Origin of the sequence: Paraburkholderia megapolitana, from assembly GCF_007556815.1 — a bacterium.
Classification (GTDB): Bacteria; Pseudomonadota; Gammaproteobacteria; order Burkholderiales; family Burkholderiaceae; genus Paraburkholderia; species Paraburkholderia megapolitana.
Map to the genome: position 1 here is coordinate 3,548,868 of NZ_CP041745.1, position 24,995 is coordinate 3,573,862.

The following is a 24,995-nucleotide window of genomic DNA, read 5'->3' on the forward strand; positions in this document are numbered from 1 at the left end:
TCATTGTTCTCCGTCTGTGCGCCGCTCGATCAGCAGGCAATCGTCCTGCTGCAGCACAATGCTGTAGCCCGGTGTCACGTAGGTCGACGTTTCGTCTTCAACGACGACGAGCGGGCCGGCAATCCTCACGTCGCGTGGCAAACCTTGGCGCTCGTAAACCGCGCAATCGTGAAAGCGGGCGGTCTTCGCGTCGAAGACGCGGCGGCGTTCGGCGCGCTTTGATTCGGCTGGGTCGTGCTGCGTATCGTGTGAATTGCGTCCGCGGCTCAGTTCGATCGCCTCCGGTCGCGGTGCTTCGGTGCGCAGCGAAAGCGCCCAGCTAACGACCTCCACATCGAGCCCCTCCACTGCGTGGCCGAACAACTGCGTGTATGCATCGACAAAACCTTGTCGCAATTCGTCGACAACGTGTTCGTCAAAGCGCGCCGCTGCGACGCCGACCGGAATCTCCCAGCCCTGACCGGCGTAGCGCATGTATGCGCGAAGCTCGCGCACGGTCTGCGCGGCATGGCCGGTTTCGCGCAGAAAACCGCTCGCCTCCGCATGCATGTCGTCTACCAGCGCATTGACCACGCCGCTGTCGAAGCGATCGAGTCGCATCACCGCACTGCGCAGCGATTCGTACCCGAAGGGCGCGCGCAAAAAGCCGATCGCCGACCCCACGCCCGCACCGGGTGGCACCAACAACCTGTCGATACCGAGTTTTTCGCACAGGCGCGCGGCGTGCAAAGGCGCTGCGCCGCCGTAGGCGATCATCGTGTAGCGCGCCAGCTCGCAGCCGTTTTCGACTGCGTGCGCCCGTGCTGCGTTGGCCATGTTTTCGTCGACCATTTCGGCGACGGCAAACGCGCCATCAAGTGCTGCGCCTTGCAACGGCTGCGCAACGTCGCGCTCGAGCGCCGCGACTGACGCCGCATCGTCGAGCGTGATCGTGCCGCCGGCGAAACGCCTGGCGTCGAGCTTGCCGAGCAGCAAGTCAGCATCGGTGACGGTCGCGTGCAATCCGCCGCGGCCGTAGCAGGCGGGCCCCGGTTCCGAGCCTGCGCTGTCGGGACCGACACGCACCTGGCGCAGATCGTCGACATGTGCAATGGAGCCACCACCCGCGCCGATCTCGACCATCTCGATCACCGGGATCGAGATCGGCATACCGCTGCCCTTCTTGAAGCGCCAGGTGCGTGCGACTTCGAAGGTGCGTGCGGTTCGCGGATGCTGTTTTTCGATCAGACAGATTTTCGCGGTCGTGCCACCCATGTCGAACGACAGGACTTCGTCGAGCCGATAGCGGCTCGCGACGTGACTCGCATAAATTGCACCGCCTGCCGGTCCCGACTCCAGCAGACGCACAGGGAACTCAGCGGCGCTTTTCAGCGACATCAGACCGCCGCCCGAGTGAATCATGTACAGCGGACAGACGATCCCCTCGTGCTTCAGCGCGGCAGCCAACCGGTTCAGATACGACGACATCAGCGGTTTGACGTAGGCGTTCGCGCAGACGGTGTTGAAACGCTCGTACTCGCGAATCTGCGGAGAAACTTCGCTTGAGAGCGAGATCGCCACACCGGGCAACGCTCGCTGCACGCGCTCGCGCACCGCGCGCTCGTGCGCGGGATTGCGATAGCTGTGGATCAACCCGACCGCGACGCTCTCGAACGCACCGGCACGTATCGCATCGATCGAACGGTCGAGATCGTCGAGATCGAGTGCGACGAGTTCGTTGCCGCGCGCATCCATGCGTCCGGCCACAGTAAAGCGGTCGCAGCGCGGGACCAGCGACGGCGGCAATTCGATATTGAGGTCGTACTGCTCGAAGCGACTCTCCGTGCGCATTTCGATGACGTCACGGAAGCCCTCGCTCGTGATGAAAGCGGTACGTGCGCCGCGGCGGGCGATCAATGCATTGGTAGCGAGCGTCGTGCCGTGGACGATGGCGCCGATCTGCGCAAGACCGATCGATGCGCGGGCGGCTGCAAGCCGCAGCCCTTCGACGATCGCGCGTTCGGGTTTTTCGTAATCGGTCAGTACCTTCGCAGAATACAGCGCGCCGCCGTACTCCAGTGCGACGTCGGTGAAGGTGCCGCCTATGTCGACGCCTGCCCGGGTCGACTGTGGTTCATGGCTCATCAGGTGTTCTCTTGCTGTCGTTGACCGGCTGGGCTGACAACGGGTCCGATAGGCGAACCCCGTTGCGCTTGATCTGGCCTATGTTCGGCGGACAGATTCCGGCGGACAAACAAGAAAACAATTCAGGGAGGGCAAGCTGAAGTTGCCCTTCTAGAGATGACGACTCAGCTTACGACCGGTGCCCCGTCGTAAACACAACACGCACCTGGCTGTCGTCGCTTGCCCAGTAATCCTCGACCTGAGCCAAAGGAACCGGCTTCACTGCGATCTCGAACTTGCCCGGCACTGTGGCATTGAGCAATTGTGCAATCGCGTGGTGGATACGCGGCATCGGAATGCTGCCGATTCCGCTGCCCATCAGTTCGATCGGTGACGACCGCAGCACGGCGCTGGGAAGTGCGATCGTGGGCCCGCTAATCGCGCCGATCTGGATGAACCGCACCGGGACCGCCTCGCGCGCTGCTTTGGCGCCGGCTATGAGCAACGACTCCGCACTCGGTCCCCACAGATAGTCGAGAACAACATCGACGCCTGCGTGGAACTGTTCCTGGAACACTTTTTCGAGCGTGTCCTTGTCTTGCGCAAGACTGATCGTTACATCTGCGCCGACCGCGCTCAAGGCCCGCAGCGCATCCTCGTTACGCCCGGTCGCGATGACCTTCGCCGCACCGAGATACTTCGCGATCTGTACCGCCAGACGACCCGATGCACCGGTCGCCCCGTTGATCAATACCGTTTCTCCGCTTACCAGTTTCGCGCGCTCGGTCAGAGCGGCCCACGACGACATGCCTGGAATCGCGATGGCCGCGGCCGTTATATCGTCCAGCGCCGCGGGCAGCGGAATACAACGCGCCTTTTTGACGATGCACTGCTCTGCCATACCGCCGTACGGCGCTTCGGGCATCAAGAAATAAACGCGCGTGCCATCTTCGAGCGTGCCGGTACCATCGATGCCCGGCACGAAAGGCAGCGTGCCGGAACCGCTATAGTGCTTGCCCGATGCGCGGCTTTTCGTGACATGGCTGAGCGCCGACGCAGCAACGGTAACGCGTACCGTGCCTTCGACGGTCGCTGCTGCAGGCTCGGTGAAATCGGCGTAAGTGGGCGCTGCGCCCAATGCTTTAACAAGTGCTGCTTTCATATGTAATCTCCTTTGCCGGGTGTCAGAACAATGTCATCGACGGCGACGAGACAACCCGATATGTGTGTACTATACACATATATTGACTAACAAGGAATGGTTGCGATGAAGAAGGAAATCCGCGAATTGCGTGGAGCGCTGCTGGATCTGACCGGGGTCCTCAACCGCCCTCAACCCGATTCCGCGCTCATCGAAGCGGCGGGCGTAGACCTGGATCGCGCGCTTTTTCCGCTGCTGCTCAGGATCGACCGGCTAGGGCCACTCGGTATTGTCGAACTGGCAGAACTGGTTGGGCGCGACTACAGCACCGTGAGCCGGCAGGTCGCCAAACTCGAAAGCCTGGGACTGGTTTCGCGCTGCCCGGATCCGGAAGACAAACGGGTGCGTGCGGCCGTCATGACGGATGAGGGTCGCGAGATGACTGCGGCGCTCGATGCAGCGCGCCAGAAAATCATCGAGAAACTGCTTGCCGATTGGGAAAAGGAAGACGTGCGAGTTCTGACGCGTCTGCTTCGCAGGTTTGCCGACGATGCGCTGGAGTGGGTCGGTACCTTGTAGCGCGCGTTGCGCGGTTTTCAGCGGGCGAGCGTCGCCTGCTCGAGAATCATGTCGTAAAGCGCCTGCGCCGCCGGCGATAAATGGCCGGTCTTGCGTGCGACCAGCGCGAGCGTTCGCGAGACAACTGGATGGGTCAGTTCGATCATCCGCACCGTCGGATAGGCGCCCTTCTGGATCGCCAGCCGCGGCACCACTGCCGCACCCACGCCCTGCGCGACCAGTCCCACCGCGGTCGAACTGCGCTGCACTTCATAGAACGAACGCAACGCGAGATGACTCGCTTTCAGCGCCTGATCGAGCAACACGCGGTTGCCGCTCACCTCGCCGGCGAAGATCAGCGGATAGGGTTGCAACTGCTTCCACGCGATGCGTCGCCGCTTCGCCAGCGGATGATCTTCATGGCAGATCAGGACGTAGCGGTCTTCGGTCAGCGGCACGCTGGCGAGTTCCGGATGACGCTCCCCTGCGATATTGATGCCGAATTCAGCCTCCCGACGCAGCACCGCTTCGACAACCGCAGACGACGCGTGATCGAGAATCCTGATGCGATTGTGCGGATAGCGCGCCGAGTACGCCTGCAGGATGCGCGGCAGGTACTGCACGCCGACAGTCGGCACGCAGGCAATCGACACATCGCCACGCCGCACGATGCCCGTCTCGCGAATCTCGACCAGCGCATCGGCGAGTTCGCCGAGCAGCCGCCGCGCCTGCGGCAGAAAGTCCCGACCAATCTCCGTCAGCGCGATCGAGCGCGTCGTGCGCTCGATCAGCGTGACGCCGAGAAAGTCTTCGAGCTTGCGCAAACGCTGCGTGATCGCTGTCTGGGTGACATGCAGCGCATCGGCGGCGCCCTGGAAGCTGCCCCGATCAGCAACGGCGATAAATGCCTGTACACCGAGCGTGTCGATTTTCATAAGATAAATTGATGAATCGTGTAAATAATTTCATTTTACTGCTCGCTGCGCGGCGCTCAAAATGCGGGCACGGCAAAGAATCTCACTCAAAGAACCCGATCCCCCACAGGTCCCCGATGAACATCACGATTCTCGACGACTATTTCGACACGCTGCGCGGCCTGCCCAGCTTCCGCAAACTCGACGGTCATAACGTCACCGTATGGAACGATCATGTACAGGACGTGGATGCACTGGCCGAACGTCTGCGCGACACCGAGGTGCTTGTACTGATCCGCGAACGCACCCAGATCCGTGCGCCGCTCATCGCCAGGCTGCCGAAACTGCGGCTGATCAGTCAGCGCAGCGTGTTCCCGCATATCGACATCGACGCGTGCACCGCGCACGGCGTAATCGTTTCATCGAATCAGCATGCCGGTAGTCCCTCCTACGCCGCTGCCGAACTCACCTGGGGTCTCGTCATCGCGGCGATGCGTCAGATTCCACAACAGATGCAGGCACTGCAAACAGGTCGCTGGCAGATCGGCGTGGGGCGCAGCCTGCGTGGACGCACGCTGGGCATCTACGGATATGGTCGTATCGGCGCCGAAGTGGCGCGCTACGGAGCAGCCTTCGGCATGAAGGTGCTGGTCTGGGCCAGAGAAGCCTCACGACAACGAGCGAGCGAAGACGGCTGGGACGTGGCGCCCGGCAAGCGCACCTTCTTCGAAACCTGCGACGTAATCTCGCTGCATATGCGCCTCGTGAAGGACACGCGCGGCATCGTCTCTGCGGAAGATCTAAGCAAGATGAAACCCACCGCGCTTCTGGTCAACACGAGCCGCGCCGGGCTGATCGTGCCGGGTGCACTGGAGCACGCTCTGCAGGCTGGCCGTCCCGGCATGGCGGCCGTGGATGTGTACGACGAAGAACCGCTACTCGACGTGCAGCATCCGCTGTTGCGCCTGCCCAATGTCGTGTGTACCCCGCATATCGGTTACGTCACCGAAGACGAGTACGAGATCCAGTTCTCGGACATCTTCGACCAGATCGTTTCCTATGCGACCGGGCATCCGATTCACGTGGTCAATCCGGACGTGCTTGCGTGAGCCCTGGCGGTATCCGGCCACACGCTGTCCTGTCCGCACGGAGGTAAGCATGGACGATCTTCTCGAACCCCTGATCCTGGACTTGCTGGAATGGATCGGTCCCGGCGCCCAGCCTTATAGCGAGGTGCTTGAAGTCTGGCGTACCTCGTGCCCACGCCTGCCGATCTGGGAAGAGGCGACTTCGCGCGGCTATCTTGCGCGCACTCATGCGGCCGGCGGTATTGCCGAGGTAAGCGTCAGCGAGACTGGTGCGGCACATTTGCGGGCGAGTCGTGGTGTTGTTGTCCTGGAGGCTGAAGCCTCTACTCCAGAGAGATAGCCTACAGAGGCGGAACCGCCCCGAGTTTGTCGGGATTTCTCACGATGTACACGTCGGAAATGCGACCGGCGTGGATCGTGAACGCGCTTGCGGATTCGATTTTCCCGTCGATGTATCGCAGCAAACCAGGTTCACCGTTGATCCACGCCATCCGGTAGGCGACCTTCCCGGGAAACGCGTGCTCAAGCGACCAGAAGACTCCGGCGATGCGCGCCGCTCCCTTCAGGATCCGGCCGAATGACGATACCTTTCCTCCACCATCGCTCACGAGCTCCACGTCCGGTGCGAGCATCGTTTTCATGGCTTCCCGGTCGCCGGTGCTAGCTGCCTGCAAAAAGCGGCTCAGCAGGTCCCTATGTTCGTGCGCAGAGATTTCGAAGCGCGGTCGACCTTCGCGTATGCGTTCACCGGCTCGCCGCACAATTTGACGGCACGCCGCCTCAGTCTTTCCCAGGATCGAGGCTATCTCCCGGTAGTCGAGATCGAAGGCTTCCCGCAAGAGGAAAGCGGCGCGCTCATCCGGCGAAAGACGCTCCAGCACCCAAAGAAATGCTACGGAGAGGTCGCTTGAGAATTCGGCGGCCGCTTCAGGGGTGTTTTCGTCCAGTTCAACCAGCGGTTCCGGAAGCCACCACCCGATATAGCTCTGCTGCTCGCTCTTGCGGCTGCGCAGACGGTCGATGGAAAGACGGGTGACTACGGTGACTAGCCATGCCTCCATCGAGCGCATCGCTGAATGATCTGCTTCGTGCCAGCGAAGCCATGCATCCTGGACGACGTCCTCGGCGTCGGTGCGAGTTCCCAGCATTCGATACGCGATCCCGAACAACCGGGGTTTTAGCTCGATAAACGTTTGCACGATGTCCATAAAGCGCCTGCAAAAAAATGTGTCTGTCACAACTCGATCAGCGTGCGCGTCTAACAGAGTATGCGGAGCCCAAAGCGAAAACCGCAAGCGAGAAGCTCCGACATCGTCGAACAGAATGCCCTTCAAGCAACGTTGCAACGAAGGCAACGCCGCGGCTCCGCGCTTGACGTAGCCCAGGCAAAGCACATCGCAAAGAACGGTGGCGGCTTCCGTTTCGTGCCCGCGCAGTGGGATTACTGATCGATGCTCGACTGACGATCGCCAGAAAACCGCCGCGAGTTCACAAGACTCGCGGCGGTTCTTTGCAAACGACGTAAATCGCTCAGGTTTCGTCATTCAAGCACCTCACCCCAAGGTCGGCGACGTCGTCGGACACTGCAGGTCGAGAGCCCCTGTGTGTTCGATCATGTAGTCGATGAACACGCGGATTCGGGCGGGAAGATGCTTGCGACTGAGATAGCAGATGTAATGACCGCCGTCATCAGGCGCGTACTGCGCGAGACAACTGATCAATCGCCCTTCCCCAAGCAGATCGGACACCTGCCAGGCCGGCAACTGCGCGATGCCCAATCCGTCGAGCACGGCCTGCAAGATCAGATCGGCATCGTTGAATGTATGCTGCGCGACGGGTTGGCAACGCCGGGTAATGCCGTCTACCTCGAACTCCCATTCGCTGACACGACCCGACGCCGCCCTGTAGTTGATACAGCGATGTCCCGGCAGCTCGTCGATGTGACGCGGCAAACCGTGAATCTTTGCATAGGCCAGTGACGCACAGACGATCATCCGCATCGGCATCAGCTGGCGCGCAACAATCTGGCTGTCTTCCATGCGGCCACCGCGAAACGATACGTCGATGCGATCGGTGATGAAATCGGCGGGGCGATCGTTCAACAGCAATTCGAGTGCGATCTCGGGATATTGCGTGTGAAACCCCTGCAGCAACGGCGCGACAATCTTGCGGCCGAAGGCGGGGGGCGAGCCGATACGCAGATGGCCCCGGGGCGGTCCGTTGCGCAACTCCCGCATGTCTTCCAGCGCCTGGGCGATACGTTCTATCCCTGGCTGGCAGTTTTCGTAGAAGAGTTCGCCTTCGCGTGTCAGCGACGTACTGCGCGTCGTACGCAGAAAGAGACGCGCGTCGAGCAACGCCTCCAGCTTCTGCACGTTGCGGCTGACCGATGAACGAGCGATACCCAGGCGATCGCCCGCGCGGGCGAAACTGCCTTCGTCGGCCACAGCCAGAAAGGAAACGACGCCGGCGTAACTGGCCGCAAAGTTGCATGCGAACGGGTCACCGGCGGTTTCCCGGGGCGGGCATAACAGATCGTCTGGCATGGAAGCGAAAGTTGTGGAGTCCATGCACAACAAGACGGATTCGCACTGCCATTTGTGACGGGTCCGCCATTCTTTCCATGAAAACGGCGGGCGAGCTTACTTCATCAGCGTGAGGACGGGTGCGCCCTTGTCCTTCAGCAGTACGACGACGAACTTTGCCGGTTTAGTCTGGCTTGCGTTGCGCCCGACCGTATGAATATCGTTCGGGCTTTCGTAGAAAGTCTGCCCGGGCGTCAGCGTGACCTCCTTGCCACCCTTGACCTGCATCACGATCGATCCTTCCAGCACATAGACGAACGCGTACGCATGGTGTCGATGAACGGGATCGGCTGCACCGGGCGGGTACTCGACCGTGATCATCGTGGCTTCCTTGCCTGGGTAGTCGTCCAGTGCGCGGGTCATTAACGGCGTGACGATCGCCGTGGGCGCGGCCGCGTGCGCTTCGCCCGTCAATGCGCATAGTGCGGCCGCGATGGCCAGTGCGGTGTTCTTCAAGTGGCGCATGGTAAGGAGGTTCCGTGAAGAAGATAGTGCAACCCTGCCCTGCCGATCAGGACAGATTCGCCTTATCGAGGCCAAACGCCTTGTCGGACGAACCAGGCACAGTCTGGAACGCGATGTTCGCGCGGTTCCATCCATTGATCGCCATCACCTCGAACGTCAGGTCCGACAGTTCCTTCTCGGAGAACTGGCTGCGCACGCGCTCGTAGAGATCGTCGGGTACGCCGTGTTCGGGCAGTCTGGTCAGCACTTCGGTCCACGCAAGCGCAGCACGTTCGCGCGGCTCGAAGAGTGTCGACTCGCGCCAGATCGGCAGATGATAGATGCGAAGTTCCCGCTCGCCGTGGATGCGCGCTTCCTTCACATGCATGTCGACACAGAATCCGCAACCGTTGATCTGCGACGCCCGGATCGATACAAGGTGGCGAAGCGACTCTTCGATTGCGCTGTCCTTCAACAAATTGCTGAGTTCGAGAAACTTCTTGAACAGCTCCGGTGATTTTTGAATGTAGTTGATACGCTGCGTCATGATCTTTCCTGGCGGCGATGGGTGAGCACCCGGGGTTTGAGGTTGCCGTTGCTGGCGATGAGTCGGGTAGAGCCATGTTAGGCAGACACGGTGTGTCGCGGAAGGCACGCGCATGCGCTCACCGTGTTGCTCGTTCCGCACCAATCGAGAATGTGCGCTGCAAATGCGCGCACGCAGTCCAAATGCTTGACACGTTTTCCATATTAGGGATATTTTCCCATATATGGAAAACACCAACACTCCCGACACCAGCACGACAACCTCCTTCGATCGCCAGATCGCCCAGCGCCTGAAGTCGCTACGCGCGGCGCAAAACTGGTCGCTGGACGAGCTCGCCACGCGCAGCGCAATTAGCCGCGCGACTCTCTCCCGTCTGGAAAACGCCGAAGTCAGCCCGACTGCCAGCGTGCTCGGCAAGCTGTGCACCGCCTATGGCCTGACCATGTCGCGCCTGATGCGCATGGTCGAAGAAGACTTCGCGCCGGTCGTGCGCCGCAGCGCGCAGACCGTCTGGACCGATCCCGAACATGGATTCCGCCGGCGCTCGGTCTCTCCGCCTGCGCAAACGCTGTCCGGCGAAGCCCTCGCATGCGAACTCGAAGCCGGCACGCGCATCGAGTACGACGACACGCCGCGCCCGGGACTCGAACATCATCTGATCCTGGTCGAGGGACAGCTCGCAGTGACCGTCGATGGCCAGACCCACGATCTGCAAGCAGGCGACTGCCTGCGCTACCAGTTGTTCGGCCCGAGCGCGTTCGAAACGCCGCAGAAGAATTCCGCCCGCTACTTTCTCTTCATCGTGTGAACCGACATGACGACCGCGCCTGCTCTCACCCTCTCGTCGTTCGCCGCAACCGATCTGTCCACGCATCTACAGGAACTCGGTGCATTGCTGCACGCGTGTGTTCACGATGGCGCCAGCATCGGCTTCGTGCTGCCGTTCAATGCGGATCAAAGCGAAGCGTTCTGGACCAGCAACGTGTTGCCCGCTGTACAGGCCGGCACGCGGATGCTGCTCGTCGCGCGGCAGGAAGGAGAGATCGCGGGCTCGGTGCAACTCGATTACGACACGATGCCGAACCAGCCGCATCGCGCGGAAGTACGCAAGCTGCTCGTGCATCCGGCGTGGCGTCGCCGGGGGATTGCGCGTGCGCTGATGGCCGAACTCGAACGAAGCGCGAGAGAACTCGGTCGTAGCCTGCTCACGCTAGACACGCGAACCGGCGACCAGGCAGAACCGTTGTATGCGTCGCTGGGCTACCGGATCGTGGGCGTGATCCCGGGGTATTGCCTCGACACCGTGGAAGACCGTCTCGATTCGACGACGGTCATGTACAAGACACTCTGATTGCGCGCTAGCTATTTGCACACGACGCCGAGCGGCGCCGTGTACCTCGAAACTGCGTCGACACTCAAACCACCGCGACCGCCGCACGCCGCCGCTTCACCACATAGCCGATCCACATCACGATCAACCACGCCGGCACGAGCCATACAGAAACCGCAAGCCCAGGCGTCATCGCGAGAATCACGAGCACCATCGCCATGAACGCGAGGCAAACCCAGTTCGCGACCGGAAACCACAACGACTTGAACACCAGCGTTTCGCCGGCAGCGATCATCGCCTTGCGCGACTTCAGATGCGTCAGGCTGATCAGCGCCCAGTTCAGCACGAGCGCAGCGACGACGAGCGCCATCAACACACCGAGCGCCTGCGCTGGAATCAGATAGTTGATGATCACGCAGGCGAACGTCGCGAGCGCCGACAAACCGATCGCCATATACGGCACACCGCGGCGATCCACGTTCAGCAGCACGCGCGGCGCATTGCCCTGCTCCGCGAGGCCGTACAGCATCCGGCTGTTCGCATAGACGCCGCTGTTGTACACCGACAGCGCAGCCGTCAGCACCACCACATTGAGCACGTTCGCGGTCAACGTCGAACCGATCTGCGAGAAGATCATCACGAACGGACTACCGCCCGCAGCGACGCGACTCCACGGATACAGCGACAGCAGCACGACGAGCGAGAGGATGTAGAACAGCAGAATCCGGTAGATCACCTGATTCACGGCCTTCGGAATGCTCTTTTGCGGCTGATCGGCTTCAGCGGCGGTGATCCCGATCAACTCCAGACCGCCGAACGAGAACATGATCACCGCGAGCATCATGAAGAGCCCATGAAAGCCATGCGGGAAGAAGCCGCCATCGTTCCACAGGTTGGTAATCGAAGCCTGCGGACCACCATTACCGCTGATCAGCAGATACCCGCCGAACACAATCATGCCGATCACAGCGACCACCTTGATGATCGCAAACCAGAACTCGGTTTCGCCGTAGGCTTTGACGTTCGCGAGATTGATCGCGTTGATGATGACGAAGCACACCAGTGCCGAGATCCACGCGGGCACGCCGGGCCACCAGTAATGCACATAGGTGCCGACCGCCGTCAGTTCGGCCATGCTCACGAGCACATACAGCACCCAGTAATTCCAGCCCGACAGAAAGCCGGGAAAGTCGCCCCAGTACTTGTACGCGAAATGGCTGAACGAACCGGCCACCGGTTCCTGCGCGACCATCTCGCCCAGTTGCCGCATGATCATGAACGCGATGAAGCCGCCGATCGCGTAGCCGAGGATCATCGACGGGCCTGCCGCCTGCAGGACGCTCGCGGAGCCGAGAAACAGACCGGTGCCGATTGCGCCGCCTAGCGCGATCAACTGGATGTGGCGATTTTTCAGCCCACGTTTAAGGCCGTCGTGCTGCTGTGGACTATTCAAGTTGTGCGCCCCGATGGTTGGATATCGTGCACCGGAGCAGGCTCATGACCCGCTTCGGAAAAACCAAAAATTTTACTGCGCACCGCTTCGGTGCACCTACCTGGGGTCAACCCTCGGTTTGTCTTTCTCTCATAGTCGGACGGCCCGAACGACGGGCGACAAGAAGATTCAGCATGCAACGCGCATAGACTCGGTGGCGGTCAAAAGCCGGTCTTTTTCTCCGCGCCAAATGATATAAGCTGCAAAAATCAGACCTGAAGCGACAACGATCGAATCGACCGTCGCCCTCCGTGTTTTTTTCCGCAGTTCAGTTGGTGTCGTCGATAGCAGGAAGCCGTTCCTCAAATCACATCACAACGCGTTCGGGAGAGAAGCATGGATATAACAACCTTTCTGGCTGCATTAGAAAACACCATAGGCAGCTATTTACCGAAGATCGCAGGCGCGCTCGGCATCCTGGCCGTCGGCTGGCTGGTCGCCGTGATTGTCCGGGCCGGGGTACGCAGGCTACTGTCGGCGCTCAAGGTCGACCGGCGCATCGCCGAAAGCACGCAACAGGCAACCCAGGTCGAGAGCATCATCGCCGGCGGTCTGTTCTGGCTGATTCTGCTCGTGACCGCAGTCGCCATCTTCAACGTCCTGAACCTGAGTGCGATTTCCAATCCGTTTTCGCTCCTTGTCACCAGAATCATCAACTATCTGCCGAACCTGATCGGCGGCGCGATACTCGCGCTGATCGCGTGGCTGATTGCGTCGCTGCTGCGCAATGTGGCCTCGAAGGCGCTGCATTCGAGCAAGCTCGACGACAAGCTGTCCGCGTCGGCCGGCATGCGCCCAATGAGCGCCTATCTCGGCGACGTACTGTTCTGGCTCGTCATCCTGACGTTCATTCCGGCGGTGCTTGCCGCGTTCGATCTGAACGGTCTGCTCGCGCCTGTGCAAAGCATGATCGACAAGCTGCTCGCGATCGTGCCGAATCTTTTCGCCGCCGCAGTGATTGGAGGTGTCGGCTGGATTCTCGCGAAAATCCTGCGCGGCCTTGTCATCAATCTGCTCGATGCAGCGGGCGCGGACAAGCTGACCCAGAACGTCAACAGCCCCACGCCGGTCCGGCTGTCGAGCTTCGTCGGAACCGTGGTCTATATCTTCGTGTTCGTGCCGTCACTGATCTCCGCACTCGATGCATTGAAGATCGATGCGATATCGCAACCGGCCACGCACATGCTCGACCAGTTTCTGGCTGCGGTGCCGGACATCGTCGCGGCCGTGGTGATCGTGCTCGTCACGTACTACGTCGCGCGCTTTGTCGCGGTGCTGGTGCAAAAGCTGCTCGGCGCGGCCGGCGTAGACGGGTTGCCCGCCCTGCTCGGTCTCGGCAAGGTGCTGTCCGGCGCGCTGCAACCGTCGGTACTGGCTGGGCGGCTCGTGATCTTCTTTGCGATGCTGTTTGCCGTGGTGGAGGCCGCCAATCGTCTCGGCTTCACCCAGGTCCGCGACGTCGTCACGCTCTTCATCGAGTTCGGTGCGCACATCCTGATGGGCAGCGTGATACTGATCATCGGCTTCTGGCTCGCCAACCTCGCGCGGCGTGTCATCGAACAGGCCGAGAATGGGCAGAGTGTGCTGCTCGCACGCATCGCGCAGTTCGCGATCATCGGGCTCGTGTTCGCGATGGGATTGCGCGCGATGGGAATCGCCAACGAGATCGTGCAGCTCGCGTTCGGACTGGTGCTCGGCGCGATTGCGGTCGCGGTGGCGCTGTCGTTCGGGCTCGGCGGACGCGAGGCCGCAGGCAAGCTGCTCGAGCGCTGGTTTAGCGGCGGCGCCAGCAAGGAGTAATCGCACAGGCGGATTGCGTCGTTTGCACTTTCGGCGCGATCCGCGTGTCATCGACGCACGTCGACCACCCCTGCGCGGCACAACGCGCGCATGCCAGTTGCCACCCGCGCTGCGCTTCGGTATGTTGCCGTATCCCTTCCCGCTAAAAGGTCCGTCATGTTGCCGAAACGCCTGCTTTACGCTGCCGCTTTATGCGTTCCTCTGATCGCGGTTCATGCCGGCGCGCAGACCGCGTCGGAACCGGCTGCGCCCACTGCTGCGTCCAATGAGTCTCTCGTTCCCGCTGTGGTCGCTGCCCTCACGCCCGGTGCGGGCGCCATGAGCGGCCCGGTACGCAACATCGTGCTGGTGCATGGCGCGTTCGTCGACGGATCGAGCTGGAACGGCGTGATCGCCGAGCTGCAGAAGAAGGGCTACAACGTGAGCGCCGTGCAGAATCCGCTGACGTCGCTAGCCGACGATGCCGACGCGGTCCGCCAGGTGCTCGCGCGGCAAACCGGGCCGACGCTGCTCGTCGGTCATTCGTGGGGCGGCACGGTGATCACCGAAGCAGGAGCCGATGCGCCGAATGTAGTCGGCCTCGTCTACATCGCGGCCATCGCACCGGATGTCGGCGAATCGACGTCGGATGTTCTGAAACACGGACCGACGATGCCGATCAACGCGAGCATCGCGCCCGACGCCGATGGTTATCTGTGGCTCGATCCGGCGAAGTATCACGACGATTTCGCTGCGGACGTACCCGAGACCCAGACACGCGTGCTGTCCGCGGGCGAACAGCCGATCGCCGCGAAGGCGTTCAGCGACCCGGTCACGAAGGCTGCGTGGAAGTCGAAGCCGTCGTGGTACATGGTCGCGACGAAAGACCGCGCTGTGTCGCCCGATCTCGAACAATGGATGGCCAAGCGGATCAGCGCAACGGTGATCTCCATTCCGTCGAGCCATCTGGCACCGGTCTCGCACGCAGTGGAAGTTGCAGTGGCCATCGACCTTGCCGCGCAGAATCTCAACAAACCTTAAGCTTCTCGAACAAAAACGCGCGGATGACCTGGCAGGTCACCCGCGCGTTTTCTTTGCCACTTGCGCTAGCGCAGATTCGTGTTCGCGAGTTCGACCACCTCATCGCCGCGGCCGCTCAGCACCGCACGCAGCATATAGAGGCTGAAGCCCTTCGCCTGCGCCCACTGGATCTTCGGCGGCATCGCGAGTTCGTGTTTCGCTGTGACGACGTCGACCACGGCCGGCCCCGGATGCGCAAACGCCGCGCGCAATGCTTCGGCCAGCGTCTCCGATTCGGTGACCCGCACGCCGAAGATGCCGGCGCCCTTGGCAATCGCCGCGAAATCGGTGGTGGCGAGATCGGTGCCCGTGTCGAGATAACCGCCCGCCTTCATCTCCATCGCGACGAAACCGAGCACGCTGTTGTTGTAGACGACGATCTTGATCGGCAGATTCAACTGACGCGCGGTGAGCAGATCGCCGAGCAACATCGACAGGCCGCCGTCGCCGGATAGCGACACTACCTGCCTGCCTGGCGCCGCCGCCTGTGCGCCGAGCGCCTGCGGCATCGCGTTCGCCATCGACCCATGATTAAACGATCCGTGCAACGAACGACGGCCGTTCATCGTCAGATAGCGCGCGGCCCAGAGCGTCGGTGTGCCGACGTCGGCGGTGAATACCGCATCGTCTGCGGCGATCTGGTCGACGAGGCTTGTCAGGTACTGCGGATGGATTGGCCGCCCCAGATCGGAGGGTCGCGCAAGATCGTCGAGCCCTTTGCGCGCCGCCGCGTAATGCTTGCGTGCACGCTCGATGAAATGCCGTTCGGTCTTGCGTGTGAGTTTGGGCAGCAGCGCCTGCAATGTCGCACGCACATCGCCGACGAGTCCCAGCTTGAGCGGCGCGCGACGTCCGAGCGCCCTGCCGCGCCGGTCGATCTGCACGATGTCCGCCTCGGGCGGATAGAAGTTGCGATACGGGAAGTCGGTGCCGAGCATGACGAGCGTGTCGCACGACATCATCGCGTGATAGCCGGAGCTGAAGCCGATCAGCCCTGTCATGCCGACGTCATACGGGTTGTCCCATTCCACGTGCTGCTTGCCGCGCAGCGCGTGCACGGTCGGTGCGCCGAGCGTATCGGCCAGCGCGACCACTTCGTCGTGCGCGCCTTCGCAGCCGCTGCCGCACAGCAGCGTGACGCCACCCGAATTATTCAGCAGCTCGGCGAGGCGATCGATATCGGCGGCGGCGGGAGTCAGTACCGGCGCACCGGCGGAGCCGGACCACGACGGTGTTTCATCGGGCGCGTCGCTGAGCGCAACGTCGCCGGGCAGCACGATCACCGCGACACCGCGTTCCTCGATCGCCGTGCGCATGGCTGTCGCCAGCACACGCGGAAACTGCGCCGGGTTCGACACGAGTTCGACGTAGTGGCTGCACTCCTTGAACAGTTCCTGCGGATGCGTCTCCTGAAAGTATCCGAGCCCGATCTCCGAAGATGGAATATGCGCCGCGATCGCCAGCACCGGCACATGGTTGCGGTGACAGTCGAACAGCCCGTTGATCAGATGCAGATTGCCCGGCCCACAACTGCCCGCGCATACGGCGAGCTTGCCGGTAGCGGCCGCATCGGCGCCCGCGGCGAACGCCGCCACTTCTTCATGACGCGTATGCATCCAGCGAATCGAGCCGAGCCGGTGCAGGCTGTCGGACAGGCCGTTGAGGCTGTCGCCGGTGACGCCCCAGATCCGCTCGACGCCAGCCGCGGCCAGTGTCTTTGCGAGAAAGTCTGCGATGGTTTGCTTCGCCATGCTGTGCTCCTTCGGTGAAAAAACGGTGCCTCGGGAATGCCAGAGGTTACCGCTTCCTCGCGAAACGTGTCACCGCGGAGCCATCGTAAGCGGAGTGAAAACACTGTGCATCGCAGACGGCTTTTCAGCAGGTCACCGCGCTCTGCGCAGGAATGTCCGTGAGCCGCGCAGCCGACGACACGAAGATGATCAGCGCCTGCACAAGAAACGCGGCGGCCGCGACGACGAGGCACGCGTCCATGCCGTAGTGCCCGCTGATTGTCGCACCGAGCAGCGCGCCCAGCGGCCGTGCACCGTACGTCGCGGTGCTGTTGATCGCCGACACGCGGCCCATCATGGCGGACGGCGTAATCGCCTGACGCAGCGTCGTCGATCCGACGGTCCACAGAATCGGCCCCGCGCCGAGCAGGAAGAAACTCAACGCGGCGAGCCAGAACGACGGCATCAAAAGCGTCGCAACCATCACCAGCGAGGCGATCAATCCGCACGTCGGCCCGATCGTCAGCACACGACCGAACATGAGACGCCGCGCGATCGCCGGCGCGGCCAGCGCACCGCACACCATGCCGACGCCGTACGCGCCGAGCGTCATGCCGACCGCCGACGCCGATAACCCGAGCCGGTGCACTGCGTACGGCACATAGACCGACTGCAGCGTGAAGAAGCCTAGGTTGAAAAACACTGCGGTGGCGAGCATCGGCCGCAGCAACGCATCGCCGAGTACGAAGCGCGCGCCATCGCGCAGTTCGAGCAGGAAATGCCGCGCTGCTGCAGGCGTTCGCGCCGGCTCGCGCAAGCCGGCCAGCAAGCCGACTGCGAGCATCGACAACGCAGCCGCGCAGCCGTACGCCCAACCTGCACCGATCCAGCCGACCAGCAACCCGCCCAGCGCCGGCCCCGCCGAATAGGCAACACTGCGCGCCAGCTCCATACGGCCGTTCGCTGCTGCAAGCGCGGCGCGCGATACGAGCGAAGGCACGAGAGCGGGTGCCGCGACGCTGTACGCGACTGTGCCAGTCGCGCCGAGAAAACCGAGCGCGGCGAGCAGCGGCAACGACAAGGTGTGCATGCCGATCAGCAGCAACACGCCTAGCATCGCGACAGCGCGCACCGCTTCGGCAACCGTCATCAGCGTGCGGCGCGAGCGACGATCGGCCCATACGCCGAGTGGTATCGACAGCAACAGAAACGGCAGCGTCTGCGCGGTTTGCAGCAAACCCGTTTCACGCGCGGACGCGCCCAGCATGAACACGGCGACGAGCGGCGCGGCGGCGAGACTGACCTGCTCTGCGGACTGTGCGACGAGATTCGACCACGCGAGCCGCTGGAACGCGACCGGCAGGTGTGGATGCAAGGAAGCCATAGTGATCTCCGGTGACGATGACGCCATCGTCACCGGAGTGCTTATCGGAGGCGCTCCGGTTCTTGCTCTGTTATTCGACTATGGGACCGCGGCCGCGCTACGCCTCAGGGCGCGTATGACGACGCTACACCGCTTTCGAGCCCATGTTCGAGCGTCGCGCGCACGATCGACAGTCCACGCGTCAACGTCTCGCGCGAGCTCGCGCCGGTCATGCAGATGCGCACCGCGTGCGGCGCGGCATTGCGGCCGATCACGAAGCTATCGGCGGTCTTTACGAGCACGCCTTCGTGACGCAGCGCCGCTGCGAATTCAGCCGCGCGCCACGGCTCCGGCAGCGGCAGCCACAGATGCGAACTCGTCGCCGCGTGCCGGTACGCGATGCCCGCGAGCACCTCGCGCGCCACTACGTGTTGCGTCTCGATGTGCGCGCGCTGCAAGCCGTACAGTCGCTCCATCTCGCCGTTCTCGACCCAGCGCGCGACGATCTCCGCCATCAGCGGCGCGGTCATCCAGCAGTCGCTGCGGATCACCGCGGCAATCTTCGAGCACCACGCCTGCGGCGCCTGCAGATAACCGACGCGCAACCCTGGCGCGACGGATTTCGACAACCCTGCAATCAGGAACGCCTGCTCGGGCAACCACACCGACAGCGGAGCGGGCGGATTCTCGAGCAGCATCGCCGGCACGATATCTTCGATCAGCAGCACGGCGTGCCGGCGCAGGATGTCCGCGACGGCTTCGCGCCGCTCGACGGACATCGTCGCGGTGGTCGGATTGTGGATGGTCGGCACGCAGAAGATGGCGCGCGGATGCAGCGATTTGCACGCAAGCTCGAGTGCGGCCGGCACGAGCCCTTCGTGATCGATCTCGACGCCGACCAGATGCAACCGCAGTTGCCGCGCGAGCGCGATGATGCCCGGATAGCTGACCACTTCGGCGAGCACCGTATCGCCAGGCCGCGCGACGGCGCGCAGTACTGATGCAAGCGCATGCTGTGCGCCTTGTGTGACGAGCACGCGTGCGGCGCTCGCCGGGCTGCCCGAACGTCCAAGCCACGCAGCGCCGGCCTGGCGATGGCGCATCGAGCCCGCTTCGGGCGCGTACTGCAACAGATCGGCGGCAAGGCGTTCGTCGGCTGCGATCTCGCGCAGTGTCGTCGACAACGCCGCTGCTTCTGCCGTGGATTGCGGCACGTTCTGGCCGAGATCGATCAGCGCCGGCGCCGCCGGCATGCCGGGGCGCGTCTCGAGCGGCGGTGCACCGCCGCCCGGTACATCGCGTGCGCGCGCTTGCGCCACATAGGTGCCGTCGCCCACACGCGCGTTGGCGAGCCCCTGGCGTTCGAGCTCCGCATAAGCGCGACTGATCGTACCCGTCGTCACATGCAGTTCGTTTGCGAGCGAGCGATGCGGCGGCAGCTTTTCGCCGGCCGGCAACTGGCCGTTAAGGATCGCCTGCGCAAACGCGCGCGCGATGACCTGGTACTTCGGATCGCTACCCGCCTCGATTCGCGGCAACCACGCATTCGTCGCCATGATGCGACCGTCTCCATTGTCGGGTCAGGGTGTCATTTAAATGATACGCAGACAATCGGGCCGGATTGCACCCGATTGCATGCAGTCATTTACTTTAATTGAAGCGATTGAATTGCATGATTTGACTTCATAGCATGACACCCATCCTGATTCAATCGATTCTGCCGCCACCACAAGAAATAACGCGGCGCCCCCGGGAGGAGACCCGATGAGCCACGCAGCAACGGCCTCGACGCGCATCGTTCGCATCGAGATCACGCACCATCAGCTCGATCTCGATCCGCCGTTTCCGGCGTCGTGGGATAGCCAGCCGCGCCGCAAGTTTCCCGCGACGATCGTGCGCGTCCACGACGACGCGGGACATGTCGGCATCGGTTCCGGCGACGCGATGTACGGTTTCGCCGACTACCAGCATCTGTTTATCGGCACCGATCCGCTCGATCTCGCGCGGCACAGCGCGGTGCTCGACAACATCGGCTTTCACGCGGGCCGCCCCTGGCCGCTCGATATCGCGCTGTGGGACCTCGCCGGCAAGATTCGTGGCGAGCCGTGCTGGAAGATGGCAGGCGGCCGTGGCCAGCGGGTTCGCGCGTATGCGTCGAGCGGTGTGCACCGGCGGCCCGACGAGATGGCCGAGATGGCGCGGCACATCGTGACGCGCGGTTTCCCCGCCTTGAAAATCCGCTTCGGCAGACCGCGTCTCGCGGACGATCTCGACGCGCTCGCCGCCGTACGCGACGCCGTCGGCTCGCAACTCGAATTGATGGTGGATTGCAATCAAGGCTGGCGTATGCCGTGGGACACGGCCGCGCCATGGACCGTCGCCAAAGCGCTCGAAGTCGCGCGCGAACTCGAGAAGCACAACGTCTACTGGATCGAAGAGCCGCTGCACCGCGGCGATTACGACGGCTATGCGCAGCTGCGCCGGATGACGCCGCTGCGCGTCGCGGGCGGCGAGTTGACACGCGAGCGTTACGAGTTCGATCAACTGCTCGCGCGCGAATGCCTCGATGTTTTTCAACCCGACGTCGCCTGCACGCTCGGCATGGAAGGGATGCGACAGCTCGCGCAGGCCGTCGAAGCGCACGGCAAGGTATTTACGCCGCACACGTGGGGCAACGGCATCGGTCTCGCAGCAAACCTGCATCTGACCGCCGGCGCCGCATCCGCACCGTTCATCGAGTTTCCGTACGACCCGCCGGAGTGGTCGATCGCGCGGCGCGATTTCATGTTGCAGCAACCGATCGACATCGACGCGCAAGGCTGGCTCACGCTGTCCGATGCGCCGGGTCTCGGTCTTACGCTCGACGAAGCCGTATTGAATGCCACGCAAAGCGCTCGCAGCACGTACGCGTGACGAGTGATGTGTCACGCAGCCGGCCCAGCCCCCGATATCAACAGGAAGGAGACAGTTATGCAGATCAAACCCTGGATGCGCGCCACCTGCGTCGCATTCGCGGCCGCCGTGTGCTGGCCTGCTGCCGCACAGGCGGGCAGCTGGTGTTCGGCGGGCAAGACCGTGCGCTTTGCGGGCGTCACGTGGGAGAGCGGATCGTTTAGCTCCGAAGTGCTGCGCTTCATCGCCGAGAAGGGTTACGGCTGCAAGACCGACACGGTACCGGGCAGCACCGCAGCCACCGAAACCGCGATGTCGCGCAACGATCTGCAGGTCTGGTCCGAGCAATGGACCGGCCGCTCGGAAATCATCGCCAAGGCGGTGAAGGACGGTCAGGTCAAGCTGATCGGCGATACGCTGCCGGGCGGCACCAACGAAGGCTGGTACGTGCCGGAGTACGTCGTAAAGGGCGACGCGAAGCGCAACATCAAACCGCTCGCGCCGAACCTCGTATCGGTGGCCGATCTGCCGAAATACAAGGACCTCTTCGAAGACGACGAAGAACCTGGCAAGGGCCGCTTCCTGAACTGCCCGGCCGGCTGGGATTGCGAGCGCGTGAACCGGCGCCTGCTGAAAGTGCTCAACCTCGAAGATTCGTATACCGACTTCCGTCCGGGCACGGGCGCTGCGCTCGATGCAGCGATCACCTCGGCCTACGAGCGCGGCAAACCTATCCTCTTCTACTACTGGCAGCCAGCTGCGTTGATGGCGAAGTACCGCTTCGTCCAGCTGAAGATGCCGCCGTTCGACCAGAAATGCTGGGAAACGCTGCGCGCCGATAACAGCGCGTCGCAGTGCGCATCGTCGTATCTGGTTTCGCATCTGAAGGTCGGTGTGTCGACGCCGTTCTATCAGGCCGAGCCCGATCTGATGGCCGCGTATTCGAAGGTCAGTTTTCCGATGGACTTCCTGAACAAGACCATTCTGGAGATGACCAGCAAGAAGATCGATGGCGAAACGATGGCGAAGCAGTTCCTGCGCGAGCATCCGGAGATGTGGAAGGCCTGGGTACCGGCCGACGTCGCGCAGAAAATGCAGACCGCGCTTGCGGGTAGCTGAGTAGTGTCAGGTGGAATGACGTGGAGGATTCGTCATGAGTTCGATTTTCCTGCATCTGTCGATCGCCGACTGGGTGAACGACCGCGTGCAAACTTTCGTCGCCGCGTACGGCGACAGCTTCCATACCTTCAGCATCGCAGTGCTGCGCTACGTGCTCGTGCCGCTCGAAGGCGCGCTGCGCGCGCTGCCGCCTTGGCTGATCCTGCTCGCGGTCGGCGTGCTCGCGTGGCATGCGACACGGCGTCTCGGCGCAGCTGCCTTCTTCGTCCTGCTGCTCTACGCGATCGGTTGCTTCGGGCTGTGGGACAAGCTGATGCAGACGCTCGCGCTGATGCTCGTTGCGACGGTGTTGTCGGTGGCGTTCGGTGTGCCGATCGGCATTCTCACGTCGCGCAGTGCGTGGCTGCGCCGCATTCTGTTGCCGGTGCTCGACATCATGCAGACGCTGCCGAGCTTCGTGTATCTGATCCCCGTGCTGATGCTGTTCGGGCTCGGCAAGGTGCCGGCCATTTTCGCGACTATCATCTATGCGCTGCCGCCGCTCATCCGCCTGACCGATCTCGGCATCCGTCACGTCGATAGCGATGTCGTCGAAGCAGCGCGCGCATTCGGCACCACGCGCTGGCAGTTGCTGATCAATGTGCAGTTGCCGCTCGCGCGACCGAGCATCATGGCCGGTATCAACCAGACGACGATGATGGCGCTCTCGATGGTCGTGATCGCTTCGATGATCGGCTCGCGCGGACTTGGCGAAGACGTGCTCGCCGGCATCCAGACGCTCGATGTCGGCAAGGGCATGCAGGCCGGTATCGCGATCGTGATTCTGGCGATTGTCATCGACCGGATCAGCCAGGGTTATGGCCAGGATCGTCGCCAGCGACGTCTGCTCGCGTTGCGTCGTCGGGCGCGCACGGCTTCGCGTGTGCCTTATCGTATGAACGGCATGAACGGCACGAATGGCACCGCCAGCGCAACCACCGACAACGCGCCCGCCACAACCGATGCGCAAGACGCCAACCTCGAAGCCCGCACGGCGAAGTAATCAGGAGCCTCCGATGGCAGCGATCGAAGTCAGACATGTCTACAAACTCTTCGGCCCCGAAGCGAGCCACACGCGCGTGCTCGATTTGCTCAAAGGCGGCAAGTCGAAAGCCGACGTGCTCGCGCAGACCGGCTGCAACGTCGGTCTGAACGACGTGAGTCTGCATATCGGCTCGGGCGAAATCTACGTGATCATGGGATTGTCGGGCTCGGGCAAGTCGACGCTCGTGCGGCACTTCAACCGGCTGATCGAACCGACCGCGGGCGAGATCGTGATCGACGGATCGGATGTGATCCGGCTCGACGCGCGCGGTCTGCGCGAGTTGCGCCGCTTCAAGGTCAGCATGGTGTTTCAGAATTTCGGACTGCTGCCGCATCAGAGCGTGCTCGACAACACCGCCTACGCGTTGCGTACGCGCGGCGAGAGCCGGCAGCAGGCCCATGAGAAAGCACGTATGTGGCTCGGCAAGGTCGGGCTCGACGGCTATGCGGATCACTATCCCGACGAGTTGTCGGGTGGCATGCGGCAACGTGTGGGACTCGCTCGCGCGCTCGCAGCGGACACCGACGTGCTGCTGATGGACGAAGCGTTCTCCGCGCTCGACCCGCTGATCCGCACCGAGATGCAGGACCAGTTGCTGCAATTGCAGGCGACGTTGAACAAGACCATCGTCTTCATCACGCACGATCTCGACGAGGCGCTGCGTATCGGCAACCGCATCGCGATCCTGCGCGACGGCACGCTGGTGCAGGAAGGCACACCGGACGAAATTCTCACCCGGCCCGCCGATGAATACGTGCGACGGTTTGTCGAGCGACGCGCGAGAGTGCAGTAGCAGCGACGCTGTAGCGAGATTGATGTTGAAGGGATGCGTGCGGTCCGTCCCGCATGGTCGTTCGAAGCGGCCGCCTGGCGTGGTCATTCTGCGCAACGACGGCCGGCGGGTAAAATGCGCTCGCACGGCGTTGCTGCCGCGACAAGCAGCGTGCGCCGCTCCCCTTCACCCTCGCCCATGAATCTCGAAAGCATTCTCTTCACCCAGGGTTTCGGTTCCCGACGCCAGTGCCGCGCGACGATCGCGGAAGGCCGCGTCGAGATCGACGGCGCCATATGCGACGAGCCCAACGCGGAGTTCTCCACCGATGCGCTCACGTTCTATGTCGACGGTACGCCCTGGGCCTATCACGAGCGCGCGTACCTGCTGCTCAACAAGCCGGCCGGCTACGAGTGCTCGCGCGAACCGCAACATCACCTGAGCGTATTCAGCCTGCTGCCGGCGCCGTTCACGGCACGCGGCGTGCAATGCGTCGGCCGGCTCGACCAGGACACGACCGGCCTGCTGCTGCTCTCCGACGACGGCCAGTTCGTGCACGCGCTGACAGCACCGCGCCGCAAGGTGCCGAAGACGTATGTCGCGACCACTCGCCATCCGCTCGACGATACGCAGCTCGCGGCGTTGCGCGACGGCGTGCTGCTGCACGGCGAAGCGCAGCCAGTAGTCGCCGTCGATGCCCGCGCGCGCAGTGCCAACGTGCTCGAGCTGACAGTGCTCGAAGGCAAGTATCACCAGGTCAAACGGATGGTGGCCGCGGCGGGCAATCGGGTGGAGGCGCTGCATCGCGAGCGGATCGGCGGACTGACTCTGCCGGAGACGCTTGTCGAAGGAAAATGGCAGTGGCTCAACGCCACCGATCTCGCCTCCCTGCAAGGCCGCTGACCGGCTAACCACCCGCTCAACCGGTACATCTTCCTTCAGGAAGATTACCAGGCGGGTAAACCGGTAGCGTC

Annotated in this window: 23 protein-coding genes; 12 read left to right on the forward strand and 11 right to left on the reverse strand. The window is 62.7% G+C overall.

Features of this window, described 5'->3' with window-relative positions; genetic code table 11:
- Nucleotides 1-2,124: a hydantoinase/oxoprolinase family protein gene (locus tag FNZ07_RS29140; RefSeq protein WP_091011294.1), complete on the reverse strand. Its 2,124-nt coding sequence runs from the start codon at nt 2,122-2,124 to the stop codon at nt 1-3.
- 169 nt (nt 2,125-2,293) lie between these two features.
- Nucleotides 2,294-3,265, reverse strand: a complete 972-nt coding sequence (locus tag FNZ07_RS29145; protein ID WP_091011293.1) for a quinone oxidoreductase family protein — start codon at nt 3,263-3,265, stop codon at nt 2,294-2,296.
- Nucleotides 3,266-3,370: 105 nt separating this feature from the next.
- On the opposite strand from FNZ07_RS29145, the gene FNZ07_RS29150 reads away from it, so the two are divergent.
- On the forward strand, nt 3,371-3,823 hold the full coding sequence (locus FNZ07_RS29150) for a MarR family winged helix-turn-helix transcriptional regulator (RefSeq protein ID WP_245811450.1): 453 nt from the start codon (nt 3,371-3,373) through the stop codon (nt 3,821-3,823).
- A 17-nt stretch (nt 3,824-3,840) separates the two neighbouring features.
- Here the strand turns inward: FNZ07_RS29150 and FNZ07_RS29155 are convergent, their stop codons facing one another.
- Nucleotides 3,841-4,737, reverse strand: a complete 897-nt coding sequence (locus tag FNZ07_RS29155; RefSeq protein ID WP_091011291.1) for a LysR family transcriptional regulator — start codon at nt 4,735-4,737, stop codon at nt 3,841-3,843.
- A gap of 116 nt (nt 4,738-4,853) precedes the next feature.
- Between FNZ07_RS29155 and FNZ07_RS29160 the strand changes: the two genes are divergently transcribed.
- Nucleotides 4,854-5,825, forward strand: coding sequence for a D-2-hydroxyacid dehydrogenase family protein (locus tag FNZ07_RS29160; RefSeq protein WP_091011290.1), 972 nt, complete (start codon nt 4,854-4,856; stop codon nt 5,823-5,825).
- Between the two features lie 49 nt (nt 5,826-5,874).
- Complete coding sequence (locus tag FNZ07_RS29165) at nt 5,875-6,144, forward strand: 3-phosphoglycerate dehydrogenase (RefSeq protein ID WP_091011289.1); 270 nt, start codon at nt 5,875-5,877, stop codon at nt 6,142-6,144.
- 1 nt (nt 6,145) lies between these two features.
- Here FNZ07_RS29165 and FNZ07_RS29170 read toward each other — a convergent pair whose 3' ends face one another.
- The 4 genes from FNZ07_RS29170 to FNZ07_RS29185 form a co-directional block, all read right to left on the reverse strand.
- Nucleotides 6,146-7,012 (reverse strand): RNA polymerase sigma-70 factor, encoded by an 867-nt coding sequence (locus FNZ07_RS29170; RefSeq protein ID WP_091011288.1) that lies wholly within the window; start codon nt 7,010-7,012, stop codon nt 6,146-6,148.
- Between the two features lie 345 nt (nt 7,013-7,357).
- Nucleotides 7,358-8,350, reverse strand: coding sequence for a LysR family transcriptional regulator (locus tag FNZ07_RS29175; RefSeq protein WP_091011287.1), 993 nt, complete (start codon nt 8,348-8,350; stop codon nt 7,358-7,360).
- Between the two features lie 96 nt (nt 8,351-8,446).
- On the reverse strand, nt 8,447-8,854 hold the full coding sequence (locus FNZ07_RS29180; RefSeq protein WP_091011286.1) for a cupin domain-containing protein: 408 nt from the start codon (nt 8,852-8,854) through the stop codon (nt 8,447-8,449).
- Between the two features lie 46 nt (nt 8,855-8,900).
- A complete protein-coding gene (locus tag FNZ07_RS29185) occupies nt 8,901-9,380 on the reverse strand; it encodes a carboxymuconolactone decarboxylase family protein (protein WP_091011285.1) in 480 nt (159 codons plus the stop codon).
- Nucleotides 9,381-9,603: 223 nt separating this feature from the next.
- Here FNZ07_RS29185 and FNZ07_RS29190 point away from each other — a divergent pair, with 223 nt between their 5' ends.
- Both FNZ07_RS29190 and FNZ07_RS29195 read left to right on the forward strand, forming a co-directional pair.
- The gene (locus FNZ07_RS29190; protein WP_091011284.1) at nt 9,604-10,188 is read left to right on the forward strand and encodes a helix-turn-helix domain-containing protein; all 585 of its coding nucleotides are present in this window, start codon (nt 9,604-9,606) and stop codon (nt 10,186-10,188) included.
- Between the two features lie 6 nt (nt 10,189-10,194).
- Nucleotides 10,195-10,731, forward strand: coding sequence for a GNAT family N-acetyltransferase (locus tag FNZ07_RS29195; RefSeq protein WP_091011283.1), 537 nt, complete (start codon nt 10,195-10,197; stop codon nt 10,729-10,731).
- Nucleotides 10,732-10,795: 64 nt separating this feature from the next.
- Here the strand turns inward: FNZ07_RS29195 and FNZ07_RS29200 are convergent, their stop codons facing one another.
- Nucleotides 10,796-12,163: an amino acid permease gene (locus tag FNZ07_RS29200; protein ID WP_091011282.1), complete on the reverse strand. Its 1,368-nt coding sequence runs from the start codon at nt 12,161-12,163 to the stop codon at nt 10,796-10,798.
- A gap of 375 nt (nt 12,164-12,538) precedes the next feature.
- On the opposite strand from FNZ07_RS29200, the gene FNZ07_RS29205 reads away from it, so the two are divergent.
- Nucleotides 12,539-14,002, forward strand: a complete 1,464-nt coding sequence (locus FNZ07_RS29205; protein WP_091011281.1) for a mechanosensitive ion channel — start codon at nt 12,539-12,541, stop codon at nt 14,000-14,002.
- Between the two features lie 156 nt (nt 14,003-14,158).
- The gene (locus FNZ07_RS29210; RefSeq protein WP_091011280.1) at nt 14,159-15,022 is read left to right on the forward strand and encodes an alpha/beta fold hydrolase; all 864 of its coding nucleotides are present in this window, start codon (nt 14,159-14,161) and stop codon (nt 15,020-15,022) included.
- A 65-nt stretch (nt 15,023-15,087) separates the two neighbouring features.
- Here the strand turns inward: FNZ07_RS29210 and poxB are convergent, their stop codons facing one another.
- The 3 genes from poxB to FNZ07_RS29225 form a co-directional block, all read right to left on the reverse strand.
- Complete coding sequence (gene poxB / locus FNZ07_RS29215) at nt 15,088-16,812, reverse strand: ubiquinone-dependent pyruvate dehydrogenase (protein ID WP_091011279.1); 1,725 nt, start codon at nt 16,810-16,812, stop codon at nt 15,088-15,090.
- Nucleotides 16,813-16,936: 124 nt separating this feature from the next.
- Nucleotides 16,937-18,175, reverse strand: a complete 1,239-nt coding sequence (locus tag FNZ07_RS29220) for an MFS transporter (protein WP_091011278.1) — start codon at nt 18,173-18,175, stop codon at nt 16,937-16,939.
- A 104-nt stretch (nt 18,176-18,279) separates the two neighbouring features.
- Complete coding sequence (locus tag FNZ07_RS29225) at nt 18,280-19,710, reverse strand: aminotransferase-like domain-containing protein (protein ID WP_091011277.1); 1,431 nt, start codon at nt 19,708-19,710, stop codon at nt 18,280-18,282.
- Between the two features lie 208 nt (nt 19,711-19,918).
- Here FNZ07_RS29225 and FNZ07_RS29230 point away from each other — a divergent pair, with 208 nt between their 5' ends.
- The 5 genes from FNZ07_RS29230 to FNZ07_RS29250 all read left to right on the forward strand — a co-directional run bounded on the left by FNZ07_RS29230 (nt 19,919) and on the right by FNZ07_RS29250 (nt 24,924).
- Nucleotides 19,919-21,067: a mandelate racemase/muconate lactonizing enzyme family protein gene (locus FNZ07_RS29230; RefSeq protein ID WP_091011276.1), complete on the forward strand. Its 1,149-nt coding sequence runs from the start codon at nt 19,919-19,921 to the stop codon at nt 21,065-21,067.
- 57 nt (nt 21,068-21,124) lie between these two features.
- Nucleotides 21,125-22,165, forward strand: a complete 1,041-nt coding sequence (locus FNZ07_RS29235) for an ABC transporter substrate-binding protein (protein WP_091011275.1) — start codon at nt 21,125-21,127, stop codon at nt 22,163-22,165.
- A 34-nt stretch (nt 22,166-22,199) separates the two neighbouring features.
- Nucleotides 22,200-23,207: an ABC transporter permease gene (locus FNZ07_RS29240; protein ID WP_091011274.1), complete on the forward strand. Its 1,008-nt coding sequence runs from the start codon at nt 22,200-22,202 to the stop codon at nt 23,205-23,207.
- A 13-nt stretch (nt 23,208-23,220) separates the two neighbouring features.
- The gene (locus FNZ07_RS29245) at nt 23,221-24,042 is read left to right on the forward strand and encodes a quaternary amine ABC transporter ATP-binding protein (RefSeq protein ID WP_091011273.1); all 822 of its coding nucleotides are present in this window, start codon (nt 23,221-23,223) and stop codon (nt 24,040-24,042) included.
- A gap of 177 nt (nt 24,043-24,219) precedes the next feature.
- On the forward strand, nt 24,220-24,924 hold the full coding sequence (locus FNZ07_RS29250) for a pseudouridine synthase (RefSeq protein WP_091011628.1): 705 nt from the start codon (nt 24,220-24,222) through the stop codon (nt 24,922-24,924).
- Nucleotides 24,925-24,995: the final 71 nt, after the last annotated feature.

Coding starts and splice junctions, on each gene's coding strand:
- FNZ07_RS29170 (WP_091011288.1), bottom strand. CDS start 7,012: ATGGACATCGTGCAAACGTTTATCGAGCTAAAACCCCGGTTGTTCGGG.
- FNZ07_RS29190 (WP_091011284.1), top strand. CDS start 9,604: ATGGAAAACACCAACACTCCCGACACCAGCACGACAACCTCCTTCGAT.
- FNZ07_RS29150 (WP_245811450.1), top strand. CDS start 3,371: ATGAAGAAGGAAATCCGCGAATTGCGTGGAGCGCTGCTGGATCTGACC.
- FNZ07_RS29180 (WP_091011286.1), bottom strand. CDS start 8,854: ATGCGCCACTTGAAGAACACCGCACTGGCCATCGCGGCCGCACTATGC.
- FNZ07_RS29220 (WP_091011278.1), bottom strand. CDS start 18,175: ATGGCTTCCTTGCATCCACACCTGCCGGTCGCGTTCCAGCGGCTCGCG.
- FNZ07_RS29140 (WP_091011294.1), bottom strand. CDS start 2,124: ATGAGCCATGAACCACAGTCGACCCGGGCAGGCGTCGACATAGGCGGC.
- FNZ07_RS29160 (WP_091011290.1), top strand. CDS start 4,854: ATGAACATCACGATTCTCGACGACTATTTCGACACGCTGCGCGGCCTG.
- FNZ07_RS29165 (WP_091011289.1), top strand. CDS start 5,875: ATGGACGATCTTCTCGAACCCCTGATCCTGGACTTGCTGGAATGGATC.
- FNZ07_RS29240 (WP_091011274.1), top strand. CDS start 22,200: ATGAGTTCGATTTTCCTGCATCTGTCGATCGCCGACTGGGTGAACGAC.
- FNZ07_RS29225 (WP_091011277.1), bottom strand. CDS start 19,710: ATGGCGACGAATGCGTGGTTGCCGCGAATCGAGGCGGGTAGCGATCCG.
- FNZ07_RS29230 (WP_091011276.1), top strand. CDS start 19,919: ATGAGCCACGCAGCAACGGCCTCGACGCGCATCGTTCGCATCGAGATC.
- FNZ07_RS29205 (WP_091011281.1), top strand. CDS start 12,539: ATGGATATAACAACCTTTCTGGCTGCATTAGAAAACACCATAGGCAGC.
- FNZ07_RS29210 (WP_091011280.1), top strand. CDS start 14,159: ATGTTGCCGAAACGCCTGCTTTACGCTGCCGCTTTATGCGTTCCTCTG.
- FNZ07_RS29245 (WP_091011273.1), top strand. CDS start 23,221: ATGGCAGCGATCGAAGTCAGACATGTCTACAAACTCTTCGGCCCCGAA.
- FNZ07_RS29185 (WP_091011285.1), bottom strand. CDS start 9,380: ATGACGCAGCGTATCAACTACATTCAAAAATCACCGGAGCTGTTCAAG.
- FNZ07_RS29175 (WP_091011287.1), bottom strand. CDS start 8,350: ATGCCAGACGATCTGTTATGCCCGCCCCGGGAAACCGCCGGTGACCCG.
- FNZ07_RS29155 (WP_091011291.1), bottom strand. CDS start 4,737: ATGAAAATCGACACGCTCGGTGTACAGGCATTTATCGCCGTTGCTGAT.
- FNZ07_RS29145 (WP_091011293.1), bottom strand. CDS start 3,265: ATGAAAGCAGCACTTGTTAAAGCATTGGGCGCAGCGCCCACTTACGCC.
- FNZ07_RS29195 (WP_091011283.1), top strand. CDS start 10,195: ATGACGACCGCGCCTGCTCTCACCCTCTCGTCGTTCGCCGCAACCGAT.
- FNZ07_RS29235 (WP_091011275.1), top strand. CDS start 21,125: ATGCAGATCAAACCCTGGATGCGCGCCACCTGCGTCGCATTCGCGGCC.
- poxB (WP_091011279.1), bottom strand. CDS start 16,812: ATGGCGAAGCAAACCATCGCAGACTTTCTCGCAAAGACACTGGCCGCG.
- FNZ07_RS29250 (WP_091011628.1), top strand. CDS start 24,220: ATGAATCTCGAAAGCATTCTCTTCACCCAGGGTTTCGGTTCCCGACGC.